This window comes from Salibacterium halotolerans (assembly GCF_900115625.1).
Lineage (GTDB): Bacteria > Bacillota > Bacilli > Bacillales > Marinococcaceae > Salibacterium > Salibacterium halotolerans.
The window spans coordinates 83,803-104,702 of sequence record NZ_FOXD01000013.1 but is presented as its reverse complement, the minus strand read 5'-3'; the positions used below and the strand labels follow the sequence as shown (position 1 = coordinate 104,702).

Sequence of the window (20,900 nt, the reverse complement as noted above, 5' to 3'; positions counted from 1 at the left end):
TCCCACCCGTTCCCATGCCGAACACGGAAGTTAAGCTCTCCAGCGCCGATGATAATGAAGGGGCAACCCTTTGTGAAAGTAGGACGCCGCCAGGCTGGACATTTCTCTTTTGAAATGTTATAATTCTCAAGTGTCACTTAATAAGAGTGAAACACTACATATTACATTCCACAGTAGCTCAGTGGTAGAGCTATCGGCTGTTAACCGATCGGTCGCAGGTTCGAATCCTGCCTGTGGAGCCAATCTGGAGAGCTGTCCGAGTGGCCGAAGGAGCACGATTGGAAATCGTGTAGGCGGTGTTGAGCCGCCTCGAGGGTTCGAATCCCTCGCTCTCCGCCATTTTGATTACATATGAAAGGCCCGTTGGTCAAGTGGTTAAGACACCGCCCTTTCACGGCGGTAACACGGGTTCGAATCCCGTACGGGTCACCATTTACATACGGAGGGTTAGCTCAGCTGGGAGAGCATCTGCCTTACAAGCAGGAGGTCGGCGGTTCGATCCCGTCACCCTCCACCATGAATCATTCATATCGCGGGGTGGAGCAGTTCGGTAGCTCGTCGGGCTCATAACCCGGAGGTCGCAGGTTCGAATCCTGCCCCCGCAACCAATTTTTTAATAAACATAATTTGAACGTAAACGAAAAAAGTGTAAAAAGAAGCGTACAACAGTATGCAACCTGGAGACACTATTTCAGCTGACGAGACGAATGCAGCTGACGAAGAGATTCACCTCCTTGCTTTTGGAAAGAAGAAGCAAGAAGGTCGAGGAAACAAGAAAGTGGAGGAGGGAATGTACATCAGTACATGACCTGACGACACGAACGCAGTTGACGAAGAGATTCGCAGCTTATTCTTTTCAAAAGGGCCTGTGGTGTAGCGGTTAACATGCCTGCCTGTCACGCAGGAGATCGCGGGTTCGATTCCCGTCAGGCCCGCCATTTACTCAATTTTATATCTTTGATATGATATAAACAATATCAAAAGCTTCAACACATGGCTCGATAGCTCAGTCGGTAGAGCAGTGGACTGAAAATCCTCGTGTCGGCGGTTCGATTCCGTCTCGAGCCACCATTTTTGTGCCGGTCTAGCTCAATTGGCAGAGCAACTGACTTGTAATCAGTAGGTTGGGGGTTCGATTCCTCTGGCCGGCACCATTTAAAAAATGGAGGGGTAGCGAAGTTGGCCAAACGCGGCGGACTGTAAATCCGCTCCTTCGGGTTCGGCGGTTCGAATCCGTCCCCCTCCACCATGTTAAACAGGGGTATAGTTCAAAGGCAGAACAGCGGTCTCCAAAACCGCCAATGTGGGTTCGATTCCTACTACCCCTGCCATTTTTATCTTTGTTAAAATGGCGGTTGTGGCGAAGTGGTTAACGCACCGGATTGTGGCTCCGGCACGCATGGGTTCGACTCCCATCAATCGCCCCATTCTACAATTTGGGCTATAGCCAAGCGGTAAGGCATCGGATTTTGATTCCGTGATGCGCTGGTTCGAATCCAGCTAGCCCAGCCACATGCGGAAGTAGTTCAGTGGTAGAACACCACCTTGCCAAGGTGGGGGTCGCGGGTTCGAATCCCGTCTTCCGCTCCAGTTATCACACTATGTGCATGGGTATCATATGGTACCACATGGCGGTATAGCCAAGTGGTAAGGCACGGGTCTGCAAAACCCTTATTCCCCGGTTCGAATCCGGGTACCGCCTCCACTTCACATCTACCTCTGCCGGGGTGGTGGAATGGGCAGACACACAGGACTTAAAATCCTGCGGTTGGTCTACCAACCGTGCCGGTTCAAGTCCGGCCCTCGGCACCAATTTTAACTTGGTCCTTATCAGGATGGCGGTGTGGCGGAACTGGCAGACGCGCGCGACTCAAAATCGCGTTCTTCGGAGTGTGGGTTCGAGTCCCACCACCGCTACCATGAATAGACGATAATACAGCCGGAGTTTGCAGCATTGCATACTTCGGTTTTTTGCATATTATTACCGCGATTGACCGTCAAATGGTCACGTGTACAGAAAGCGTCAAATAGAACCCACCTTTTGCTTCACTGGAGATTCTGCCACACTATAGGTAATCTTGCTGAAGAAAAGGAGGAACAGCTTTTGGATCCGGTTGAATATCGGGAAAAGCAGCGCCGCCGTATCGCAGCATTTCGGGAAGGTTATTTGAGCGTTTTCCAGTGGTGAGTGGTGTGCCACCCGGAAAACAACACCATTCTGCAAGCGGAGCAGGCAGATCTTCATATGTCGTTATGATTTTTAAAAAGCGACGTTGGCCATATAATCTTTGGACTCAAACGTCACGAAGCGTCTGGAAAGGACCGCATTTCTGATGCAGCGGCTGCACGTTTTGTCCGGAAGCCACTCCTAATAGCTCTAAGTTGCGTTTATTCCGGAAAAAAAGAGACAAACGCAACAGAGAAGGGTTCATGGTGACGTTTACGGATGCACGAAAGGGAGAAACGTAACTATGGCTGGTTCATAGTTACGTTTACACACTCTGGAGCGGCTGCAAACGTCGTTATGAGTTTTTTGTGGCTTGCATAAAAAGTTACATAATCATGTCTGAATTATTCTGAATGCGTATCGATTTCCGGCACGTCCCGGTGAAGCAGGTAGGTGCGGGCTGTGCCGCTGTGAAGCTGCAAAAACATGCTGGAACTGGCCTGGAGAAGCTGATCTGCCTCCGACACGGAAAGGGACGGGCGCAGATAAAAGATCTGTACGGCGTCTGTCGTTTCCATCGTCGTTTTCGTCCGGCCGGCATCTACGATCGGGCTGCCGAAGGGGCCTGTACTGTCAATAGCCGCTAATTTTCCTTCCATGTTGTTCAAGCGCCCGTTCAACCCTTCCATTGCGTCCTCTTCCTGTCCCCGCGTGATTTTGATATAATCAGTCAAGGCACGACTGTCATAAATACCGACCGGCATGTCGTACTGAAGTGAAAAGAAATTATTAATATCCGCCGCGGAGTGAATAAAGGGCAGGTCTTTTCCACTGCTGATTCGTTTTAAAAGGGCTTCGTGGGAAGGACGGTACCGCTTAGGGTCGATTCCAAGCTTCCGGAAGATCTCCCGCCATTCGCGGACGCCTTCGTATTCATCGACAGGGCGTTCATCGAGCTCGGTCCGTACCGTTTCCTGAAAGTACTCGAGTCGGCCTTTCAGCAAGTTCGGCGAATCCCCTGTCACAATATTTTTATATACAACGATACCGATTTTAAATTCCGGTATATGTTCAAACAGGCTTTTTTCAAGTGAAAAGATCATATGTTCCACCTCTACTGCAATGTGCTGCGTAAAGTGTACCATATCGAATCCTGCTATTAAACGATAAAGGAAAGGAGAGCTATGTTGACAGGAGTAGAGCTTAAGGAAAAAATCATTGCCTACAGCAAAGAGATCGGAATTGATAAAATAGGTTTTGCCTCGACAGATCCTTTTCTCACACTAAAGGACAGGTTGATTGAGCAGCAGCGTCTTCAGTATCAGTCTGGTTTTGAAGAACCGGATATTGAAAAGCGGACGGAGCCGGAGCGGCTGCTGCCGGAGGCGAAAACGATCATTTCGATTGCCCTGGCTTATCCGTCTAAAATGAAAAATGAACCGAAAAGCAGGAAAGGAGACAGGCGCGGCTTGTTCTGCCGGGCCTCCTGGGGTCAGGATTATCACAATGTGTTAAAAGACCGCCTGCAGAAACTGGAAGATTACATCGCTGACATTGCCCCGGAGGCGCGCAATCAATCGATGGTGGACACCGGAGAACTTTCGGACCGGGCGGTGGCCGAACGCGCCGGCATCGGCTGGAGCGGAAAAAACTGTGCGATTATCACCCCGGAATTCGGGTCGTATGTGTATCTTGGAGAGATGATCACCACGCTCTCGCTTGAGCCGGATAAAGAGATTACCGATCAATGCGGAACGTGCAATAAATGTGTGGACGCTTGTCCCACCGGTGCCCTCGTTCAGGGAGGGCAGCTTGATTCTAGTAAATGCATCGCCTTTTTGACGCAGACGAAAGGATCTCTTCCGGAGCGGTTTCGTAAAAAAATCGGAAATCGTATTTACGGCTGTGACACGTGCCAGACCGTATGTCCGGAAAACAAGGGCATGGATCACCACCAGAACGAAGAATTTGAACCGGATCCGGAGGTCGTGAAGCCGCGGCTTGAACCACTGCTTACGATAAGCAACCGCGAATTCAAAGAAGTGTACGGGCCGATGGCCGGATCATGGCGCGGCAAAAAGCCGATACAGCGCAACGCGGTTCTGGCCCTTGGCACATATAAAGCCGAAGAAGCACTGGATTCGCTCACGCACGTGCTTCACCGGGACCCGCGCCCGGTTATCCGTGGATCGGCTGCCTGGTCTCTTGGACAGATCGGCACAGAAGAAGCCTTGCAGGCGCTGTATGAGGCAGAACAGCATGAAACGGACGAAAGTGTGCAGGAGGAAATTGCAAATGCCAAAGCCCCTCACTTTGTTCCATAAGGAGATGGTAGGATGAGCATCCAGAGCCCTTTGTTGTACCAGGAAATAGAGAGCCCGGTCGGCTGGATTACGACCGCAGCCACATCATCAGGGTTGTGTGTGCTGCATTACGGCCGGGTGGATGATGTCAAAGCGGCTCTCACTCCGTGGTTGAAGCAGTACGGCCTCGCGTCAGCCTGGGATAACGATACAGCGGATACACACGGCATCATGAAACAACTCCGTGAATATTTTGACGGAAACCGCCGGCAGTTCAATCTCCCACTGGATTTATACGGGACAGCCTTTCAAATAGCGGTATGGAACGCGCTGTACGATATTCCGTACGGGGAGACGAGATCCTATAAAGACATCGCCGAAGTGGTACAGTCTCCGAAAGCGGTCCGCGCTGTCGGCATGGCCAACAACAAAAATCCAGTATCTCTTGTCATTCCGTGCCACCGTGTGATTGGCAGCAACGGCAAAATGGTAGGATACGGATCCGGCGTTGATAAAAAAGAATATCTGCTTCAGATGGAGGGAGCGGTTTCCGCTTCTTCCTAAAAACACGGGAAGGCACGCGCATAAGGCGGGTGTCTTTCTATTTTACTGCGGCCAAAAGGAATGACAGCCTCTCTTCTTAAATAGAATGTGACGATGGCACGATAAGAAGGAGGGGTGTGTCGATGACCAGAAGTTGGATGGAAGCGTGGAAAGAGCACATACAGCAGTGGGTGTCTTTTCAACTCCAGCATCGTCCGGTGAAACCGTCTAAAACGATTCCGCAGGAAACGGAGATGCTCCGGCGTTTTAAGCGGACACTGGAACGGAGACAGGCGGATCTTCTGAAAATCAGGATTACATGTCATCCATACCGGCTGCAGCGGTTTGAAAAGCAGGAACATATCTACTATCAGCTGCGTCTTAGGCGGATGTTAAAAATCAACGGCCGGTATCATATGGAAGAACAATGGATACCAAGAATAATGAAAAGCCATGACGGCTATGTCATTATTGATCAGGAGCAGCCGCAGCCGATGCAGATAAAGCCCCGCGCAGGGCAGCCGATTTACCCGGAGCGGCACTCTTTTATGTATGACCGCCGAAAAGCGGTGCAGTATGCAGAAGCGTGGTGGAATAATTATAATCCTGATTATCAGGCGTTTTCGGATAACTGTACGAATTTTATATCACAATGCCTGCGGGCGGGAGATGCTCCGATGCGGGGACAGCCGGACCGGGGGAGCGGCTGGTGGTACAGCGGCACGAACTGGAGTTACAGCTGGGCGGTGGCGCATTCGTTCCGATGGTATTTAAGCAGCTCTGACAGCGGATTGACGGCAGTGGAGACGGAAAAACCGGAGAAGCTTGGACTGGGGGATGTCATCTGTTACGACTTCAACGGCGATGATAACTGGCAGCATTCCACCATTGTCACCGGATTCGACGGCAACGGGGAACCGCTTGTCAATGCGCAGACGTCAAACAGCAGATCCCGTTATTGGACGTATGAAGATTCGACCGCCTGGACGCCTGCCATCCGCTATAAATTTTTTCAGATTGGACAAGGATGAAGCGGGCACGCCGGAAAAAGATATGCTATAATAATTCAGGTTTCAGCTCGAAGCCGGCTGACCAGACGTAAAATATGACAGGAATGAAAGTTTATTTTTATCGAGTAGACGAGGTGCACGTTTTATGAGTATTCATATTGTGTTATATCATCCGGAGATACCGGCAAATACAGGGAACATTGCCCGTACCTGCGCCGGGACGGGGGTGTTTCTGCATTTAGTCCGGCCGCTTGGTTTTTCGACCGATGATAAAATGTTGAAACGGGCCGGCTGTGACTACTGGCCGGACGTGCAGATTTATTATCATGATTCGCTGGATGAGGTGAATGAACAGTGGCCGCAGGCTGAGTTCTATCTAATTGAAACAAACGGCAGCTGCCGGCACACCGACTTCTCTTATGAGGATCCGGACAAAGACTATTTCTTCGTGTTCGGCAGTGAAACGACCGGACTTCCCGAATCCATCGTCGAGTGTCATGAAGAGACGTGTCTGAGAATCCCGCAGAACGAAGCGGTTCGTTCCTTTAACCTATCCAACTCCGCGGCAATCATCGTCTTTGAAGCCCTCCGCCAGCAGCAGTTTCCGGGTTTAAGCTGACCAATCAGCACGGGATGAGAAAAAGGGGCGGTTCTATAAGCCGCCCCTTTTCTTCATCATGTATTAGTGTTTATGAGGCTTGTCTTCAAATCCTGCCGAAAGGATGGAGACCATAAACGCGATGCAAAGACCAATCAAAAGTACCAGTTTCATGTGTGAACCTCCCCGTTTGTGTTTGCTGAATTCCATTATACCTTAGAACGAGCCGTCTGTGAATGAAGGAAAAAGGCGTTTTCATGTTTTTGGTAAAAAACGCGGTTCCTGATATAATGAAAGCAGTCTTTAGCTTCCTCCGTCTGGCGGAAGTTGATTCAGAAAGGGTGATTGGAATGTATGTCGTTATGAACGAGCTTCATGTTCCGGATGAGGCAAAGGAAACGATGCAGGAAAGGTTCGCCAAAAGTGTGGAACATATGAAAAACACGCCGGGATGCATTGATTTTATGTTTCTTGAGCAAAACGAAGAAAATGGAAATCAGGTCGTCTTTACAAAATGGGAGTCGAAGCAGCATTATGAAGACTGGGTGAACAGCGATGCGTTCAAGAAGGCGCACCAGCATTCCGATGGGTCTGAAAAGAAAAGTGCCGCGACAGGGAGCACATTGAAAGCATTCGATGTCATCCACCATTTCTAGCGGCCCATGCAGAAGCTGCAGCCCTTTATTCTGCAGCTTTTTCTGTGCGACACAAATACGGAGATGGTGGTAACTTATGAAAAATACATATTTGACGAGTCATTTTCCGTTGTTTTCGATTTTACTGTTCAGTCTGTCTTTATCTCTGTACACTGAACGCCTGATTTCAGGCTGGCTGAAAGAGGTTGGACTGTACGCCGGCATGCTGGAGTTTTTCAGTGCAGGCGGCATACAGCTGACTCTTCTTTTCTTTCTGCTCCTGTTTTTCTTTATGATTTTTTCTGCATTGAAACTGATTGCTGATACGTTAATGGAGCTGTCTCTGCTGTTTTTCTCCAAAGATGTGGAAGGAGTCGAACTTGCGAATCTGCGCAAAGGCACCTGGATTTATCTTGCCGGCAGTGCCGCCTCCCTTTTATTTATATGGATGCCTCTTGGGATCACGGTTTGTTTTCTCGGGGCGACCTTCGTTTATTTCGTGTTTGTCGTATACCGCATTTCCGATTCTTTGAGCGGTGCCGGCCTGTTTGGTTTGATATTTTTCCATATCGCGTTCTGGTGCACAGCCGCTGCTGCCACGTCGTATGCAGGCTTCAGGCTGTACAACAGCCTGATGAAGAGCCTGCCGGTCTAAAGGTCGGTTACTTGGCTGCTGCTGTGCCTGCGATGTCTCTCCAAAGATTCAGATGGGTGCCGCGGAGACCAGCGCCCAAAGATTCCGGTTGATCTCTGCCGATCCAGACGCCGGCTGTGTAGCGGCTGTTATATCCAACAAACCAAAGGTCCTGATAATTATTGGTCGTTCCCGTTTTCCCTCTCCATTCCCCGGTCCCGGGATCTGCTCTGCGGCCGGTTCCTTCTGTTATCACACTTCTCATCATGTGGCGGAGTTCCTGATTGGTCTCATCATTCCAGACAGGACGCTGTGTATCGTCCCATTCATACAGTACCGTTTTGCTGCCGTCCGTTACTTTCTTTATGGCACGTGCCGGTTTGTACTGCCCGCCGTTTGAAAACGTGGTATACGCTCTGCTCAGTTCAAGCAGAGATACCCCCCGGGAAAGCCCTCCGAGCGCCGCTGCATAATAATGATCCTTCGCACCAACCCGGTCAAATCCAAACGATTCCAGGTAGGAAAATGAAGGCTGTATCCCGCTTGCTTCAAATAAACGCATGGCAGCTGTATTATACGACCGGGCAAGTGCTGTTTCCAGTGTGACCTGCCCGGGATAACTCCCTCCGGCGTTGGAGGGGCAGTAGTCACCTTTGCAGTACCGTCCGGCATCCACAAAATCATGTCTGTCCGCTCCGGTCAAATCCATGTAAGGTCCGTAAACAAGCAGCGGTTTAATGGAAGACCCCGGCTGGCGGTAAGCTTGAAACGCTCTGTTGAAAGAATAGGGTTCATAGTTTTTGCCGCCGCTTAACGCTTTAACCCCCGAGGTACGGTGATCCAGTACCACCGCGGCGCCGTTTCCGTTTTTCCCCCGGAGCCTGCGGTCGACCGCATTTGTCACCTCCTGCTGCAGGTCCGGGTCCAGGGATGTTTCAATGTGAACGCCGGACGAGAGTACTTCCCGGACACGTTTCTCCAGTTCTTTCTCGATGGCTGCTGCTTCTTCTCCGCCGGCGTTTTTCATACGGCGGGCAAACCCTTCTTCTTTGCGGATCAACTCTTTTAATTCCTTCTCCACATAAAATGTATAATCCGGGTAGAGGTTCCTTGTTTCGCTGACATGAAGGTTAATCGGGGCTTTTCTTGCTTCAGCAGCCCGGGATGTTGAAACGGCGCCGGTCTCCTGCATCTTGGTCAAAATCCATTCCTGCCGTTTTTTTGTATTTTCCTTTTTTGTCAGCGGATCATAGTGGGACGGATTGGCAGGAACAGCTGCAAGAAAAGCTGTTTCAGCGAGCGTGAGTCCGCTGCTTGGCTTTCCGAAATAAAAGTGCGCGGCCGTTTCAAAACCGTATACTCCATTTTGAAAGTAAATGGAGTTGATATAAAACTCCAGAATTTTCTCTTTGGAATACTCCTGCTCCATTTGATACGCATAAAGCACTTCGGTCAACTTCCGGTTGTACGACTGTTCATGTGACAAAAACAGGTTCCGCACGGTCTGCTGGGTGATGGTGCTTCCCCCTTCTTCGATACTCCCGGCTTTTGCATTCACAGCAAGCGCCCGGGCGACGGCCGTCATGTCGACACCTTCATGTTCGAAAAAATGCCTGTCTTCCGTCGAAAGAAAAGCCTGTTTCACGCGGCGCGGGATGTCTTCTATATCCAGATAACGACGATTCTGCCCTTTAGATAACTCGGAAACAACAGCTCCTGTTTCATCATAAATATAGCTGTTCTGATCAATGTCCGGTTTCTTAATGTCTGTATCTTCCAGCGTCTTTTCAAACGAGACGGCTTTCTTTTCTTCGTCCAGAACACCAAGCAGAAATACAGAAAACATTACCATAAACAATGCAATAAACAAGTATCCGGCTGACATTCTCATGTTGATTCCCTCTTTTTTTCGGACAAATTTTTCTTCTATCTTTATATCGGCAGAAGACCCGGTTATGTTCCACCTGTTTTCGCATAGAAATAGAAGTAATACGCGGACAAAGCTGTCAGGCATTTCTGCTGATTGGAACTATTTACTATGCATCGAAAGGGGAGGCTCGCACGTTGGAGATTATTAATAAAATACGGGAGCACCAGGAAAAAGAAAAGCAGCTGGAGTGGAGAGGTACATTTAAAGAATACCTGGAACTGGTGAAAAAGCATCCTCATATCGCGCAGCATTCGCACTCCCGGGTTTACAATATGATCAAAGACGCAGGGGTGCTTGAAAAAGATAATCAAAAAATGTACCGTTTTTTCGGCGAAGACATATACGGACTCGAAGAACCTCTGGAAAAGCTGGTGGAGGAGTACTTTCATTCTGCGGCCCGGAGGCTCGATGTAAAAAAAAGAATACTAATGTTAATGGGCCCAGTGAGCGGCGGTAAATCAACGATTGTAACAATGCTGAAGCGGGGTCTTGAAGAGTATTCCAGAACAGATGCCGGTGCGGTGTATGCCATCGAAGGCTGCCCGATGCAGGAAGACCCTCTTCATCTGATTCCGCCGCACCTCCGCGACGAATTTTATGACGAATACGGGATTCATATCGAAGGCCGTCTGTCGCCTCTAAACATGATGCGCCTGGAAAAAGAGTACGGGGGAAATATTGAAGATGTTATGGTCGAGCGGATTTTCTTCTCGGAAGACAAACGTGTGGGGATCGGAACGTTCAGCCCATCCGACCCGAAATCGCAGGATATTGCGGACCTTACCGGAAGTATCGATTTTTCCACGATCGCCGAATACGGCTCCGAGTCCGACCCAAGGGCGTATCGGTTTGACGGGGAACTGAATAAAGCGAACCGCGGGATTATGGAATTTCAGGAAATGCTGAAGTGTGATGAAAAGTTTCTCTGGCATCTGCTTTCCCTGAGTGAGGAAGGAAACTTCAAGGCCGGACGTTTTGCGCTCATCAGCGCGGATGAACTGATCGTTGCCCATACCAACGAAGCGGAGTATCAGGCGTTTATCAACAATAAAAAGAATGAAGCACTGCACTCAAGAATTATCGTCATGAACATTCCGTACAATTTGAAGGTAAGTGAAGAAGAGCGTATTTATGAAAAAATGATCGCCGGGAGTGATATGGCGGATGTTCATATTGCGCCTCATGCCCTCCGGACGGCTGCGATTTTTTCCATTTTAACAAGGTTGAAAGTGCCGAAGAATCAAACGGTCGATCTGGTGAAGAAAATGAAACTGTACGACGGAGAAGAGCTTGAAGGCTTTAAGGATCAGGATGTGGAAGAGCTGAAAAAAGAATACCAGGATGAGGGGATGGATGGTATTGATCCGCGTTATGTGATCAACCGGATATCGTCCGCGATTATCCGCAAAGACGTGGAATCCATTAATGCGCTCGATGTGCTGCGGTCTCTGAAAGAAGGTCTCGACCAGCATGCGTCCATTTCGGATGAAGATAAAGAAAGATACCTTGATTTCATCGCGGCAGCCCGAAAAGAATACGATGAAGCGGCTAAAAAAGAAGTACAGAAGGCGTTTGTGTACTCCTACGAAGAATCCGCCAAAACGTTAATGGACAATTATCTGGATAACGTAGAGGCCTACTGTAATAAAAACAAGCTGAAAGATCCGCTCACCGGAGAGGAGATGAGTCCGGATGAGAAGCTGATGCGCTCCATTGAAGAACAGATTGGTATCTCTGAAAACGCCAAACGCGCCTTTCGGGAAGAAATTCTGATCCGCATCTCCGCGTATGCGCGAAAAGGTAAAAAATTCGATTACAATTCCCATGAACATCTCCGGGAAGCTATCCAGCAGAAACTGTTTGCCGACCTGAAAGATGTAGTGAAAATAACGACATCCACCAAAACGCCGGATGAATCGCAGCTGAAGAAAATCAATGAAGTGACAGCGCGTCTGATAGATGAACATGGTTACAATTCCGTTTCCGCCAACGAACTGCTCCGCTATGTAGGAAGCCTGTTAAACCGCTGAATAAAAGAGAGAATGCCGTACCCTGTGGCCGATTTTGTCCACAGGGTTTTCTTGTGTCCACTTTTCTATCAATTGCTCATAACGTTGAAGCATGATACATTATGAAAAGAGATAGGATGGTGGACAGAACATGAATACGATAGCCAGAGAAGTATGGGACTGGATCAAAACATTTGCCGTGGTCGTCATCATTGTTTTCATAATCCGAACGTTTTTCTTTGCCAATTATATGGTACACGGTGAATCGATGATGCCGACCATTGAAAATGGGGAACGGCTCATTATAAATAAAATCGGGTATGAATTTTCCAAGCCCGATCGTTTTGATTTAGTCGTCTTTCATGCCAATGAAGAGAGTGATTATATCAAACGGGTCATCGGACTGCCGGGAGACCGTATCCGCTATGAAGATGACACCTTGTATGTAAATGGAGAGGCCGTGAAGGAAGAATACCTGGCTCCTTACCGCAGCGAGGCGGAGCGGGGACCGTTCACCTCGGATTTCACACTGGAAGAAGTGACAGGCCGGGAAACCGTCCCCGAAGGCCACATTTTTGTACTGGGAGACAACAGACGCAACAGCATGGACAGCCGGCGGATTGGCTTTGTCGATATGGACGAGGTTGTAGGCGAAGCAAATCTCCGGTACTGGCCGGTTGACGAATTTAGAGTGATGGGATAGGGGACTGCCAAATGGCGGTCCTTTTTTTGGACAAAAATACCGGGTGCGGCAGTGGAAGTTTTGTTTTATTCAGAATAATGCTGCAAATGCATCTTTCCCCCCGCATAGGATATACCAGTAAGTTGATTCATAGAATACAGGGGAAAGGGGACCCTACTATGTCAGAGAAAGCGAACCGAAGTTTTGTCATTTCAAAGGAAAACTGGTCCCTTCACCGGAAAGGTCATCAGGATCAGCGCCGCCATCAGGAGAAAGTCCAGGAAGCTATCCGGAACAATCTTCCTGATCTGATTACCGAAGAAGACATTGTAATGTCAAACGGGCGTGATGTCGTACGGATACCGATACGTTCCATGGACGAATACAAGATTCGTTATAATACCGAAAATAATAAATACACCGGGCAGGGTGACGGAAGCAGCGAAGAAGGGGATGTCATCGCCCGGGAGCCCGGAAAGAAAGGACCGGGAAAAGAATCCCGTCCGGGAGATCAGGCCGGCTCCGACTACTACGAAGCCGAGGTTACGATGGCAGAGCTGGAAAAACTGCTGTTCCACGAAATGGAGCTTCCGAATTTAAGGCAGAAACAACAGGATGATCTCATTGTAGAAGATATTGAATTTGATGATATCCGTAAAAAAGGCTTGATGGGTAACATTGATAAGCGTAAAACCATTCTGTCCGCCATTAAACGCAATGCGCTGGATGGAAAAGCTAAGATTAACCCGATTTCGGAGAACGACCTTCGTTTTAAAACATGGAATGAAAAAATAAAACCGGAATCCAAAGCGGTTATTCTTGCTATGATGGACACGTCCGGCTCGATGGGACGCTGGGAAAAATTTATGGCGCGCAGTTTTTTCTTCTGGATGATACGATTTCTGCGGACGAAATATGAGACCGTTGATATTGAATTTATTGCGCATCATACGGAAGCGAAGCGGGTCAGTGAAGAACAGTTTTTCTCCAAAGGCGAAAGCGGAGGCACCATCTGCTCGTCCGCGTACGAAAAGGCGCTGGAGACGATTGAAAAGGATTATCCCCCGGAGCGGTATAATATCTATCCCTTTCATTTTTCAGACGGGGACAATTTAACGTCTGATAACAAGAAATGCCTGCGTCTGCTCGAGGAACTGATGGATGTATCGAGCATGGTCGGTTATGCCGAAGTCAATCAGTTCCGTCGTCATTCCACGTTGCTGCACTCTTACCGGAACATTCAGGACGAACGCTTTCGTTACTATATCCTGCAAAACAAAACGGACGTATTTGAAGCACTGCTATGGTTTTTTTCCAACCATAATGCGGAGACGGCCTGAGGCGGTGATACTATTGCCGGAAGGAAACCGTATACGTGGCAGAACAGAGCATAAAAAAGGAGAATGAGCATGATTATCGTTTCTACAGAATATGTTCCAGGGTATGAAGTTGTCGAAGCGATGGGGGTTGTGAAAGGAAATACCGTCCGCGCCAAGCATATCGGGAAAGATATACTCGGTAATTTCCGGTCGATGGTCGGCGGGAAAATGAAAGAATACGAAGAAATGTTTCTGGAGGCACGGGATAATGCAGAAAGAGAAATGGTGGACAGAGCCCGGGAAAAGAACGCAGATGCTGTAATCGGTATCCGCTATTCCTCCTCTTCGATTATGAGCGGCACCTCCGAAGTGATGGTGTTCGGCACCGCGGTGAAGCTGCAGAAGAAAGAATAACAGCACGAAAACGGCAGATCTGATGAAAACCCGGACGATGGTCTTCCAAACTGTTTATGGAAGGCGGTACCGTCCGGGTTCTTTCGATTGTTTCCATAAGGGGTCTAATCGCATGGTTTTCGCGCGGACATAAAAAAAGCCGGCTTCAGAGTAGTGCTCCTCCAGCGGCTTCGTGTGCTGCAGTATATGGTTCGATTCAGTCAACTAAAAAACTGGTCGGGATGACAGGAGTTGAACCTGCGACCCCAGGCACCCCATGCCTGTGCTCTACCAAGCTGAGCTACATCCCGTATCGACTTGGACAATACATATTGTATTATAATAAGCAATGTATTTCAATCCTTTTGTTTATATGTTTTTTCCGGCAGTGGAAAACACCGGCGCGTTCTCTTAACGCCAGTGTTTCTCAATAAACTCATCCCGGCCGGATTTTTGGCGGTCTTCGAGGTATGCTTTTTCCTGTTTTTTGTAGAAGTCCTGGTGATACGCCTCCGCCGGGTAAAACGTTGAAGCAGGCACGATTTCGGTTACAATCGGTTCTTTAAAGCGGCCGCTGTCTGCTATCTCCTGTCTCGTCTTTTCGGCGAGCTGCCGCTGCGTATCGTTATGGTAAAAGACAGCTGTCCGGTACTGCGGTCCGCGGTCGTGAAACTGTCCGCCGTCATCCGTTGGATCCACCTGCGGCCAGTACAGCGAGAGCAGTTTTTCGTACGGGAATACTTCCGGGTCAAATAGAATCTGAACGGCTTCGCGGTGGCCGGTTTCCCCGGTTTTGACATCTTCATACGCCGGGTTTTCGGTATGACCGCCGGTGTAGCCGGACGTGATGCCGTGAATGCCCTCCATTTGATCAAAAGGTTTGACCATGCACCAGAAACAGCCTCCGGCAAACGTTGCTTTCTCGATTGTGTTACGTTCGCTCAATTTTTCTCCCTCCCCGTGGATGCGGTACGGAAAAATTATAGCAGAGAGAAAAGACAAAAAACAAACAAAGGAAATTTTCGTTCAAAGTGGAAAAGTGCCCGCATTTTTTTTATGATGGAATCAGACATTGTTCACAGAAAGGAATCCGCCGATGTTTCAGGATGAAAAAATAATTCCCGCTGCCCGCACGGAAAAAGAGTTTGAGAAAATACTGGAGAGCCCGTCGACTTACGTCGTCCTGTTGAACTCCAGGCTGGCGCAGTTAAAAAGCATGACACAGATGGCTTCGCGTGCCGGAAAAAAACTGATCGTGCATGCTGATTTAATCCAGGGGCTCGGCCATGATGAATCCGCAGCACAGTTTCTCTGTCAACAGATAAGGCCCCACGGATTGATATCAACGAGAAAACAGGTGCTGACCACTGCTAAAAAACACGGGCTGTTGTCCGTGCAGCGGTTGTTTCTGATTGATTCGAGCGCGCTTGAAACGAGTTATAAGATTGTAGAAGAAGTAGAACCGGATGTCATTGAAGTTCTTCCGGGAAGAATGCCGGCCATTGTCAGTGAAGTAGCGGAGAAGACCGGGATTCCCTTGATCGCCGGTGGTTTTCTCCGCAGCAGACAAGACGTGGAAGAAGCTTTTGAGGCCGGAGCGGAGGCCGTTACAACGACGAAACGTGCGTTGTGGACGGAACAATTTTCCGGACGGAAGCAGTAGATACAAGGCAGACAGTAACTATCCGAAAAAGGATGTGACAGCAATGGACTGGAGAGAGAACTGGAAACGATGGAAGGAAGCTGTAGGTCTCGAGAAAGATCTGAAAGAGCAGCTCGAAAACGTGGAAGAAAACGAAAAAGAACTGGAAGACCATTTTTACAAATACCTGGAATTTGGTACAGGCGGCATGCGCGGGGAAATAGGTCCCGGCACGAACCGGATGAACCGATATACAATCCGGAGAGCGGCTGAAGGACTGGCACGGTACATAGAAGAACATGGAAGCCAGGCCAAGGCGGAAGGTGTTGTCATCGCATATGATTCGAGGCACCGCTCGCCTGAGTTTGCGCTCGAGGCCGCTCTGACACTTGGAGCTCATGACATTCAGACCTACATATTTCAGGAGCTGCGCCCGACGCCGGAATTATCCTATGCGGTCCGGCATCTTGATGCATTTGCCGGCATTGTTGTGACCGCCAGCCATAATCCACCTGAATACAACGGGTTTAAAGTGTACGGGAAAGACGGAGGCCAGATGCCGCCGGAGCCGGCCGAATCCTTGATGGAGAAAGTGGATTCGGTGGAAAATGAGTTTGAGGTCGACACGGCCGATGAGAACGAAATGAAAGCGTCCCGTCTTTTGAAAGTGATTGGAGAAGACATTGATCATGCGTACAATGATGATCTGCAGACGATTATGTTAAATCCTGATATGGTGCAGACAGAGGGGGACCGTCTCTCGATTGTGTTCACCCCGCTCCACGGAACAGCGAATATTCCAGTGACCCGGCTTCTTGAAACGAGCGGGTTTTCAAACGTCCATGTGGTACAAGATCAGGCGCTTCCGGACCCGGAATTTTCCACTGTGAAAAGTCCCAATCCCGAAGAAGAAGAAGCGTTTGATGCGGCGGGAATCGAAGGGGAGAAAGAGGGAGCAGATATTCTGATTGCAACAGATCCGGATGCTGACCGGATAGGGATTGCAGCCCGCAATGGAAATGGAAGGTATGAATTGTTGAGCGGCAATCAGACCGGGGCCCTGATGCTTGAGTACCTTCTTTCCGAGCGGCAGAGGCAGGGTGTACTTCCCGAAAATGGTGTCGTCATGAAGACGATTGTTACGTCAGAGCTTGGACGGGCGGTAGCAGAACATTACGGCCAGACCACGCTCGATACCCTGACTGGTTTCAAATTCATCGGAGAAAAAATCAAACAGTTTGAAGAAGATGGCACCTATGCGTTCCAATTCGGTTATGAAGAGTCTTACGGTTATCTGATCAGCAGTGTCGTCCGCGACAAAGATGCGGTCCAGGCGGCTCTCACTGTGTCAGAAATGGCGCTCTGGCATAAAAGAGAAGGCAGGACGCTTCACGATGCGCTCCGGAATGTGTACGAAACATACGGCTTCTACAAAGAAGACCTCGATTCGATGACACTAAAAGGCATGGAAGGAATCGAAAGAATTGAAGCCCTTCTTCAGACATTCCGGCAAACGCCCCCGATGTCTCTCAACAACAAACCAACAGCGGTTATCGAGGACTATCAGACACAGGAGAGAACCATCGTTCAAAATGGGCATAAAGAAACGATCGAACTACCGGTTTCCAACGTGTTAAAATATATTTTCGACGATGGTTCCTGGTGCTGCATTCGTCCGTCTGGTACAGAGCCCAAAATGAAATTTTATTTCGGCGTATGCAAAGAAACCGAACACGAGGCAGAAGAAGCGCTGTCCCGTCTGAAAAACGACATGATGAAAATGGTGCATGATACCATCTGACAACTAACGACAATGAAACACCTTTTGTGCGGAAGTACGGGACGTGGATCAAACGGATGCTCCACGCACCCGGCCGGTATACACCAGCAAACTCCGGGAACCGCTGTTTTCCGGAGTTTTTTTCAGCGCATGAGTACACCAGTAAAACCCTGTTACAAAGAGGAAAAGGAGAAGACCATGTCACGTGACTGGCTTGAACGCTATTTAACTATTCTTCGATTAAAGCAGCAGCCGCCTTCCCGGAAATTTTTAAAACGAATCATCCGCGCCCACGTCCGTACGTTTCCGTTTGAGAATGTCAGCAAGCTCCTGCTGGCACGGGACGGAGAAACGTTGGAACGCGTCACGGACGTGCATGCCTTTCTTGCGTCCCACGAGACGAATCAGAGCGGAGGAACGTGTTTCACCCTTAATGCGTGTCTGTTCCAGCTTCTGGAGGCTCTCGGCTTTGAAGGATGGTTGATTCGTCCCGGCGAGGAACATATGGCTGTGATCATAAAAGATCCGGGGTCGGCGAACCGGCTGCTGTATGTAGACGTGGGAACAACCGCCCCGTTATTTGAACCAATCCCTTTCCAGGGAAGAAAACGTGCCATTCCACCCTTTGCCGGAGAGCAGTTGTTTTTCCTTCCCGGGGAAGGAAAAGGCGTGTATTCCTACATACGAACGAGAAATGGTCAGATTACCCATAAAAAATGGACGTTTTCGATCTATGAAGCAATGAGCTATGCCGATTTTGCGCCCTGGATTGCCGCCACATTCCAGCAGGAGGCATCGTTTATGAACATGCTCCGCTGTCAGCTGTGGGAACCGGATCAAAGAAGGGGTTTATCCCTTATAAACAGAACGTTCACGATTCGTCACGGCAACGGGTCGGTTATGACCAAAGATCTTCCGGATGAGGAAGCCGTCCGGGACGTACTGGTCCGGGAATTCAGAATGCCGGACCTTCCAGTATACGAAGCCCTGCAGCAGCTCGAGCAGCGGGGAGCGGGCATTTTCAGCCGGACGTAACCGGATTTGCTGCAGGCAAAAGTGCATCGAAAAAACCGGGACGGCATGGAAGACCATTCGTCCCGGTTTTCTATACTGTCTGCCTTTTTATTAATAAAGGACGGTGAAGGAGCCTTTATGTTCGACGTTGTCGGCCGGGGAAATATCGACATCCGTCACAGATGCAAAACGGTGGCCGGCTTTAATGGCTTCCACAAAGGTGTTCATCGCTTCTTCGCTTCCTTCCGCTTTTATCTCCACCGTGCCTTCCATCCGGTTTCTCACCCAGCCGTTGACGCCTGCTTTTTTCGCTTCTGTCACCGTGAACTGCCGGAATCCGACTCCCTGCACGGTTCCGTGAACAATAACATGACGTTTCAGCATCGTAACACCTCCTAAAGGAGTTATACCTTTTTGAAATACAGCTCAAACCAGGGGTCATCATCCACCTGTTCCGGAGCTTCGGAGATCACATGAGCTTCCCCTTCTTCATCGGCAGCCAGCCACGTTCCGTATTGATCCTGAAAGGCAGGATAAAAATAATCAGCCTTAAACAGAATCTTCGGCGGATCGATTTCCACAAAATCATGACCAAGCTTTTTGACGACATCTTTTTTGCATCGAACCAGTTCCACAGTTATCACCCGGTTTTTCGTCATACCTCAAATACATCAAGGTTTTTCCCTATTATACCCCGACTTCTCTTCTCCCTTCAATCCATAGCAGTCCGTATCCGGAGGCATGCTTTGGCGCTTGTTTCATATAGTGGAATTAACAGGGGAGGAGGGACACGATGCAGACTTCTGAAGAAAAAGAACTGCGAAAAGCGATTGACCGTATAACGGAAACAGCGGAACATTTCGGTCTCGATTTTTACCCGATGCGTTATGAAATCTGTCCGGCTGATATCATCTATACGTTCGGTGCTTACGGCATGCCGACCCGTTTCCCGCATTGGACGTTCGGGAAAAACTTCCACAAAATGAAAGTGCATTACGACCTGGGCTTAAGTAAGATATATGAACTAGTCATCAATTCCAATCCGTGTTATGCGTTTCTGCTTGATAACAATTCGCTCGTGCAGAATAAATTGATTGTCGCGCATGTGCTTGCTCACAGTGATTTTTTTAAAAATAATATCCGTTTTGCCGGAACACGCAAAGATATGGTGGAGAGTATGGCGGCCGCGGCGGAGCGTATTTCCCGGTACGAAGAATTGTACGGGCGCCGCCGGGTGGAGGCTTTTCTGGATGCCGTACTTTCGGTGCAGGAGCATATTGATCCCAGTCTGATACGCCGGGAGGGGGAAGAAGAGGAAGCGGCAGAAAGTGTGAAGGAATTTACCGGTGGTCCGTATGATGATCTTCTCGAGCTCGGAGAAAGGCCGGAACCAGAAGAAGCTCCATCCGAAAAGAAAAAGTTTCCGGTACAGGAGGAAAAGGATCTGCTTCTGTTCATTGAAGAACACAGCCGTGAACTGGAGGACTGGCAGCGCGATGTGCTGACGATGATACGGGAGGAAATGCTGTATTTCTGGCCGCAGCTGGAAACCAAAATCATGAACGAAGGCTGGGCGTCTTTTTGGCACGCGAGGATTATGAGAGAACTTGATCTTGCACCGGAAGAGAGCATTGAATTTGCGAAACTGAACGCGGGCGTTATCCAGCCTTCCCGTACTTCCGTCAATCCGTATCATCTCGGCCTGAGAATTTTTGAGACCATTGAAAAGAGATGGGATCATCCCGATGAATCACTGCAGCGGGCCGGAGTGAAACCCGGAAGCGGGAGAGATAAATTGTTTGAAGTGAGAGAGCTTGAGACGGATACGTCCTTTATCCGCAACTATGTAACGAAAGAGTTGGTGCAGCAGGAAGACATGTATGTGTTCCAGAAACAGGGACGCGATTACACCATTGTGGATAAAGAGTGGCAGCAGGTGAAAGACCAATTGATCCGTTCCAGAGTAAATGGAGGCTTTCCTTATCTTGTCGTGTCAGACGGGGATTATGAAAAAAGAGGGGAATTGTATATTACCCACCGTTATGAGGAAGAAGAGCTCGATGTGACGTACCTGGAGAAAACACTTCCTTACCTATACCAGTTATGGGGAAGAAGTGTTCATGTGGAAACCGTCCTGGACAACAAACCGACCCTGTTCACGTACAACGGAACCAGGGTTTTTCGAAAAGGGCTGTAAAAAAACCGGGGAGCTTCTCTTTAAGATCAGAGAGCTCTCCGGTT

General features: G+C 49.1%; 21 protein-coding genes, 17 tRNA genes and 1 rRNA gene. 31 read left to right on the top strand and 8 right to left on the bottom strand.

Annotated features, from left to right (window positions below):
• The 17 genes from rrf to BM124_RS12005 form a co-directional block, all read left to right on the top strand.
• A 5S ribosomal RNA gene (gene rrf, locus BM124_RS12085) occupies positions 1-95 on the top strand; the annotation flags it as partial.
• 72 nt (positions 96-167) lie between these two features.
• A tRNA-Asn gene (locus BM124_RS12080) sits at positions 168-242 on the top strand.
• A 4-nt stretch (positions 243-246) separates the two neighbouring features.
• Positions 247-339, top strand: a tRNA-Ser gene (locus BM124_RS12075).
• A gap of 18 nt (positions 340-357) precedes the next feature.
• Positions 358-432, top strand: a tRNA-Glu gene (locus tag BM124_RS12070).
• Positions 433-441: 9 nt separating this feature from the next.
• Positions 442-517, top strand: a tRNA-Val gene (locus BM124_RS12065).
• A gap of 14 nt (positions 518-531) precedes the next feature.
• Positions 532-608 (top strand) — tRNA-Met (locus BM124_RS12060).
• Positions 609-862: 254 nt separating this feature from the next.
• Positions 863-938: transfer RNA gene (locus BM124_RS12055), tRNA-Asp, on the top strand.
• 57 nt (positions 939-995) lie between these two features.
• Positions 996-1,071 (top strand) — tRNA-Phe (locus BM124_RS12050).
• A 7-nt stretch (positions 1,072-1,078) separates the two neighbouring features.
• Positions 1,079-1,154 (top strand) — tRNA-Thr (locus BM124_RS12045).
• A 10-nt stretch (positions 1,155-1,164) separates the two neighbouring features.
• Positions 1,165-1,249: transfer RNA gene (locus tag BM124_RS12040), tRNA-Tyr, on the top strand.
• A gap of 8 nt (positions 1,250-1,257) precedes the next feature.
• Positions 1,258-1,331 (top strand) — tRNA-Trp (locus BM124_RS12035).
• Positions 1,332-1,351: 20 nt separating this feature from the next.
• A tRNA-His gene (locus BM124_RS12030) sits at positions 1,352-1,427 on the top strand.
• A 10-nt stretch (positions 1,428-1,437) separates the two neighbouring features.
• Positions 1,438-1,512 (top strand) — tRNA-Gln (locus tag BM124_RS12025).
• A gap of 3 nt (positions 1,513-1,515) precedes the next feature.
• A tRNA-Gly gene (locus BM124_RS12020) sits at positions 1,516-1,590 on the top strand.
• A 40-nt stretch (positions 1,591-1,630) separates the two neighbouring features.
• Positions 1,631-1,705, top strand: a tRNA-Cys gene (locus tag BM124_RS12015).
• A gap of 16 nt (positions 1,706-1,721) precedes the next feature.
• Positions 1,722-1,812 (top strand) — tRNA-Leu (locus BM124_RS12010).
• Positions 1,813-1,837: 25 nt separating this feature from the next.
• Positions 1,838-1,920 (top strand) — tRNA-Leu (locus BM124_RS12005).
• 103 nt (positions 1,921-2,023) lie between these two features.
• Here BM124_RS12005 and BM124_RS19000 read toward each other — a convergent pair.
• On the bottom strand, positions 2,024-2,245 hold the full coding sequence (locus BM124_RS19000) for a hypothetical protein (RefSeq protein WP_170841126.1): 222 nt from the start codon (positions 2,243-2,245) through the stop codon (positions 2,024-2,026).
• Positions 2,246-2,571: 326 nt separating this feature from the next.
• The gene (locus BM124_RS12000; RefSeq protein ID WP_244504322.1) at positions 2,572-3,312 is read right to left on the bottom strand and encodes a B3/B4 domain-containing protein; all 741 of its coding nucleotides are present in this window, start codon (positions 3,310-3,312) and stop codon (positions 2,572-2,574) included.
• Between the two features lie 42 nt (positions 3,313-3,354).
• Here BM124_RS12000 and queG point away from each other — a divergent pair, with 42 nt between their 5' ends.
• The 6 genes from queG to BM124_RS11970 all read left to right on the top strand — a co-directional run bounded on the left by queG (position 3,355) and on the right by BM124_RS11970 (position 7,911).
• The gene (gene queG, locus BM124_RS11995; RefSeq protein WP_093337864.1) at positions 3,355-4,491 is read left to right on the top strand and encodes a tRNA epoxyqueuosine(34) reductase QueG; all 1,137 of its coding nucleotides are present in this window, start codon (positions 3,355-3,357) and stop codon (positions 4,489-4,491) included.
• 12 nt (positions 4,492-4,503) lie between these two features.
• Entirely contained in the window at positions 4,504-5,034 is a 531-nt protein-coding gene (locus BM124_RS11990; protein WP_093337847.1) for a methylated-DNA--[protein]-cysteine S-methyltransferase, read from the top strand.
• Positions 5,035-5,156: 122 nt separating this feature from the next.
• The gene (locus tag BM124_RS11985; protein WP_244504321.1) at positions 5,157-6,044 is read left to right on the top strand and encodes an amidase domain-containing protein; all 888 of its coding nucleotides are present in this window, start codon (positions 5,157-5,159) and stop codon (positions 6,042-6,044) included.
• Positions 6,045-6,168: 124 nt separating this feature from the next.
• Positions 6,169-6,642, top strand: a complete 474-nt coding sequence (trmL, locus tag BM124_RS11980; RefSeq protein ID WP_093337846.1) for a tRNA (uridine(34)/cytosine(34)/5-carboxymethylaminomethyluridine(34)-2'-O)-methyltransferase TrmL — start codon at positions 6,169-6,171, stop codon at positions 6,640-6,642.
• Between the two features lie 269 nt (positions 6,643-6,911).
• Positions 6,912-7,277, top strand: coding sequence for an antibiotic biosynthesis monooxygenase family protein (locus tag BM124_RS11975; RefSeq protein WP_244504320.1), 366 nt, complete (start codon positions 6,912-6,914; stop codon positions 7,275-7,277).
• 76 nt (positions 7,278-7,353) lie between these two features.
• Positions 7,354-7,911, top strand: coding sequence for a DUF5366 family protein (locus BM124_RS11970; RefSeq protein WP_093337844.1), 558 nt, complete (start codon positions 7,354-7,356; stop codon positions 7,909-7,911).
• Between the two features lie 7 nt (positions 7,912-7,918).
• On the opposite strand, the gene BM124_RS11965 is transcribed toward BM124_RS11970, so the two are convergent.
• Positions 7,919-9,781, bottom strand: coding sequence for a transglycosylase domain-containing protein (locus tag BM124_RS11965; RefSeq protein WP_170841125.1), 1,863 nt, complete (start codon positions 9,779-9,781; stop codon positions 7,919-7,921).
• Positions 9,782-9,954: 173 nt separating this feature from the next.
• Here BM124_RS11965 and BM124_RS11960 point away from each other — a divergent pair, with 173 nt between their 5' ends.
• The 4 genes from BM124_RS11960 (at position 9,955) to BM124_RS11945 (ending at position 14,244) form a co-directional block, all read left to right on the top strand.
• Positions 9,955-11,850 (top strand): PrkA family serine protein kinase, encoded by a 1,896-nt coding sequence (locus BM124_RS11960; protein ID WP_093337841.1) that lies wholly within the window; start codon positions 9,955-9,957, stop codon positions 11,848-11,850.
• Positions 11,851-11,980: 130 nt separating this feature from the next.
• Positions 11,981-12,532, top strand: a complete 552-nt coding sequence (gene lepB, locus BM124_RS11955; protein WP_093337840.1) for a signal peptidase I — start codon at positions 11,981-11,983, stop codon at positions 12,530-12,532.
• Positions 12,533-12,690: 158 nt separating this feature from the next.
• Positions 12,691-13,851 (top strand): sporulation protein YhbH, encoded by a 1,161-nt coding sequence (yhbH, locus tag BM124_RS11950; RefSeq protein WP_093337838.1) that lies wholly within the window; start codon positions 12,691-12,693, stop codon positions 13,849-13,851.
• A gap of 69 nt (positions 13,852-13,920) precedes the next feature.
• On the top strand, positions 13,921-14,244 hold the full coding sequence (locus tag BM124_RS11945; RefSeq protein ID WP_093337837.1) for a YbjQ family protein: 324 nt from the start codon (positions 13,921-13,923) through the stop codon (positions 14,242-14,244).
• Positions 14,245-14,298: 54 nt separating this feature from the next.
• On the opposite strand, the gene BM124_RS18995 is transcribed toward BM124_RS11945, so the two are convergent.
• From BM124_RS18995 to msrA, 3 genes are all read right to left on the bottom strand, one after another.
• Positions 14,299-14,448 carry a hypothetical protein gene (locus tag BM124_RS18995; protein ID WP_170841124.1) on the bottom strand — a complete coding sequence of 50 codons (150 nt, stop codon included), beginning with the start codon at positions 14,446-14,448 and terminating at the stop codon, positions 14,299-14,301.
• 9 nt (positions 14,449-14,457) lie between these two features.
• Positions 14,458-14,534: transfer RNA gene (locus BM124_RS11940), tRNA-Pro, on the bottom strand.
• A 100-nt stretch (positions 14,535-14,634) separates the two neighbouring features.
• Positions 14,635-15,150: a peptide-methionine (S)-S-oxide reductase MsrA gene (msrA, locus tag BM124_RS11935; RefSeq protein WP_093337860.1), complete on the bottom strand. Its 516-nt coding sequence runs from the start codon at positions 15,148-15,150 to the stop codon at positions 14,635-14,637.
• A gap of 169 nt (positions 15,151-15,319) precedes the next feature.
• On the opposite strand from msrA, the gene BM124_RS11930 reads away from it, so the two are divergent.
• From BM124_RS11930 to BM124_RS11920, 3 genes are all read left to right on the top strand, one after another.
• Positions 15,320-15,886, top strand: coding sequence for a glycerol-3-phosphate responsive antiterminator (locus BM124_RS11930; RefSeq protein WP_093337835.1), 567 nt, complete (start codon positions 15,320-15,322; stop codon positions 15,884-15,886).
• A gap of 43 nt (positions 15,887-15,929) precedes the next feature.
• Positions 15,930-17,666, top strand: a complete 1,737-nt coding sequence (locus tag BM124_RS11925) for a phospho-sugar mutase (protein WP_093337834.1) — start codon at positions 15,930-15,932, stop codon at positions 17,664-17,666.
• A 177-nt stretch (positions 17,667-17,843) separates the two neighbouring features.
• The gene (locus BM124_RS11920; protein WP_212634962.1) at positions 17,844-18,680 is read left to right on the top strand and encodes an arylamine N-acetyltransferase; all 837 of its coding nucleotides are present in this window, start codon (positions 17,844-17,846) and stop codon (positions 18,678-18,680) included.
• Positions 18,681-18,770: 90 nt separating this feature from the next.
• Here the strand turns inward: BM124_RS11920 and BM124_RS11915 are convergent, their stop codons facing one another.
• On the bottom strand, positions 18,771-19,043 hold the full coding sequence (locus tag BM124_RS11915) for an acylphosphatase (RefSeq protein WP_093337831.1): 273 nt from the start codon (positions 19,041-19,043) through the stop codon (positions 18,771-18,773).
• Between the two features lie 20 nt (positions 19,044-19,063).
• Positions 19,064-19,318, bottom strand: a complete 255-nt coding sequence (locus BM124_RS11910) for a hypothetical protein (protein ID WP_093337830.1) — start codon at positions 19,316-19,318, stop codon at positions 19,064-19,066.
• A gap of 134 nt (positions 19,319-19,452) precedes the next feature.
• Here BM124_RS11910 and BM124_RS11905 point away from each other — a divergent pair, with 134 nt between their 5' ends.
• Positions 19,453-20,856 (top strand): SpoVR family protein, encoded by a 1,404-nt coding sequence (locus BM124_RS11905; RefSeq protein ID WP_093337828.1) that lies wholly within the window; start codon positions 19,453-19,455, stop codon positions 20,854-20,856.
• Positions 20,857-20,900: the final 44 nt, after the last annotated feature.

Excerpts from the sequence above, each read along its gene's own strand:
- BM124_RS19000 (WP_170841126.1), bottom strand. The coding sequence starts at position 2,245 with ATGAAGATCTGCCTGCTCCGCTTGCAGAATGGTGTTGTTTTCCGGGTG.
- BM124_RS12000 (WP_244504322.1), bottom strand. The coding sequence starts at position 3,312 with ATGGTACACTTTACGCAGCACATTGCAGTAGAGGTGGAACATATGATC.
- BM124_RS11990 (WP_093337847.1), top strand. The coding sequence starts at position 4,504 with ATGAGCATCCAGAGCCCTTTGTTGTACCAGGAAATAGAGAGCCCGGTC.
- BM124_RS11985 (WP_244504321.1), top strand. The coding sequence starts at position 5,157 with ATGACCAGAAGTTGGATGGAAGCGTGGAAAGAGCACATACAGCAGTGG.
- trmL (WP_093337846.1), top strand. The coding sequence starts at position 6,169 with ATGAGTATTCATATTGTGTTATATCATCCGGAGATACCGGCAAATACA.
- BM124_RS11975 (WP_244504320.1), top strand. The coding sequence starts at position 6,912 with ATGAAAGCAGTCTTTAGCTTCCTCCGTCTGGCGGAAGTTGATTCAGAA.
- BM124_RS11970 (WP_093337844.1), top strand. The coding sequence starts at position 7,354 with ATGAAAAATACATATTTGACGAGTCATTTTCCGTTGTTTTCGATTTTA.
- BM124_RS11965 (WP_170841125.1), bottom strand. The coding sequence starts at position 9,781 with ATGAGAATGTCAGCCGGATACTTGTTTATTGCATTGTTTATGGTAATG.
- lepB (WP_093337840.1), top strand. The coding sequence starts at position 11,981 with ATGAATACGATAGCCAGAGAAGTATGGGACTGGATCAAAACATTTGCC.
- yhbH (WP_093337838.1), top strand. The coding sequence starts at position 12,691 with ATGTCAGAGAAAGCGAACCGAAGTTTTGTCATTTCAAAGGAAAACTGG.
- BM124_RS11945 (WP_093337837.1), top strand. The coding sequence starts at position 13,921 with ATGATTATCGTTTCTACAGAATATGTTCCAGGGTATGAAGTTGTCGAA.
- BM124_RS11930 (WP_093337835.1), top strand. The coding sequence starts at position 15,320 with ATGTTTCAGGATGAAAAAATAATTCCCGCTGCCCGCACGGAAAAAGAG.
- BM124_RS11925 (WP_093337834.1), top strand. The coding sequence starts at position 15,930 with ATGGACTGGAGAGAGAACTGGAAACGATGGAAGGAAGCTGTAGGTCTC.
- BM124_RS11920 (WP_212634962.1), top strand. The coding sequence starts at position 17,844 with ATGTCACGTGACTGGCTTGAACGCTATTTAACTATTCTTCGATTAAAG.
- BM124_RS11915 (WP_093337831.1), bottom strand. The coding sequence starts at position 19,043 with ATGCTGAAACGTCATGTTATTGTTCACGGAACCGTGCAGGGAGTCGGA.
- BM124_RS11910 (WP_093337830.1), bottom strand. The coding sequence starts at position 19,318 with ATGACGAAAAACCGGGTGATAACTGTGGAACTGGTTCGATGCAAAAAA.
- BM124_RS11905 (WP_093337828.1), top strand. The coding sequence starts at position 19,453 with ATGCAGACTTCTGAAGAAAAAGAACTGCGAAAAGCGATTGACCGTATA.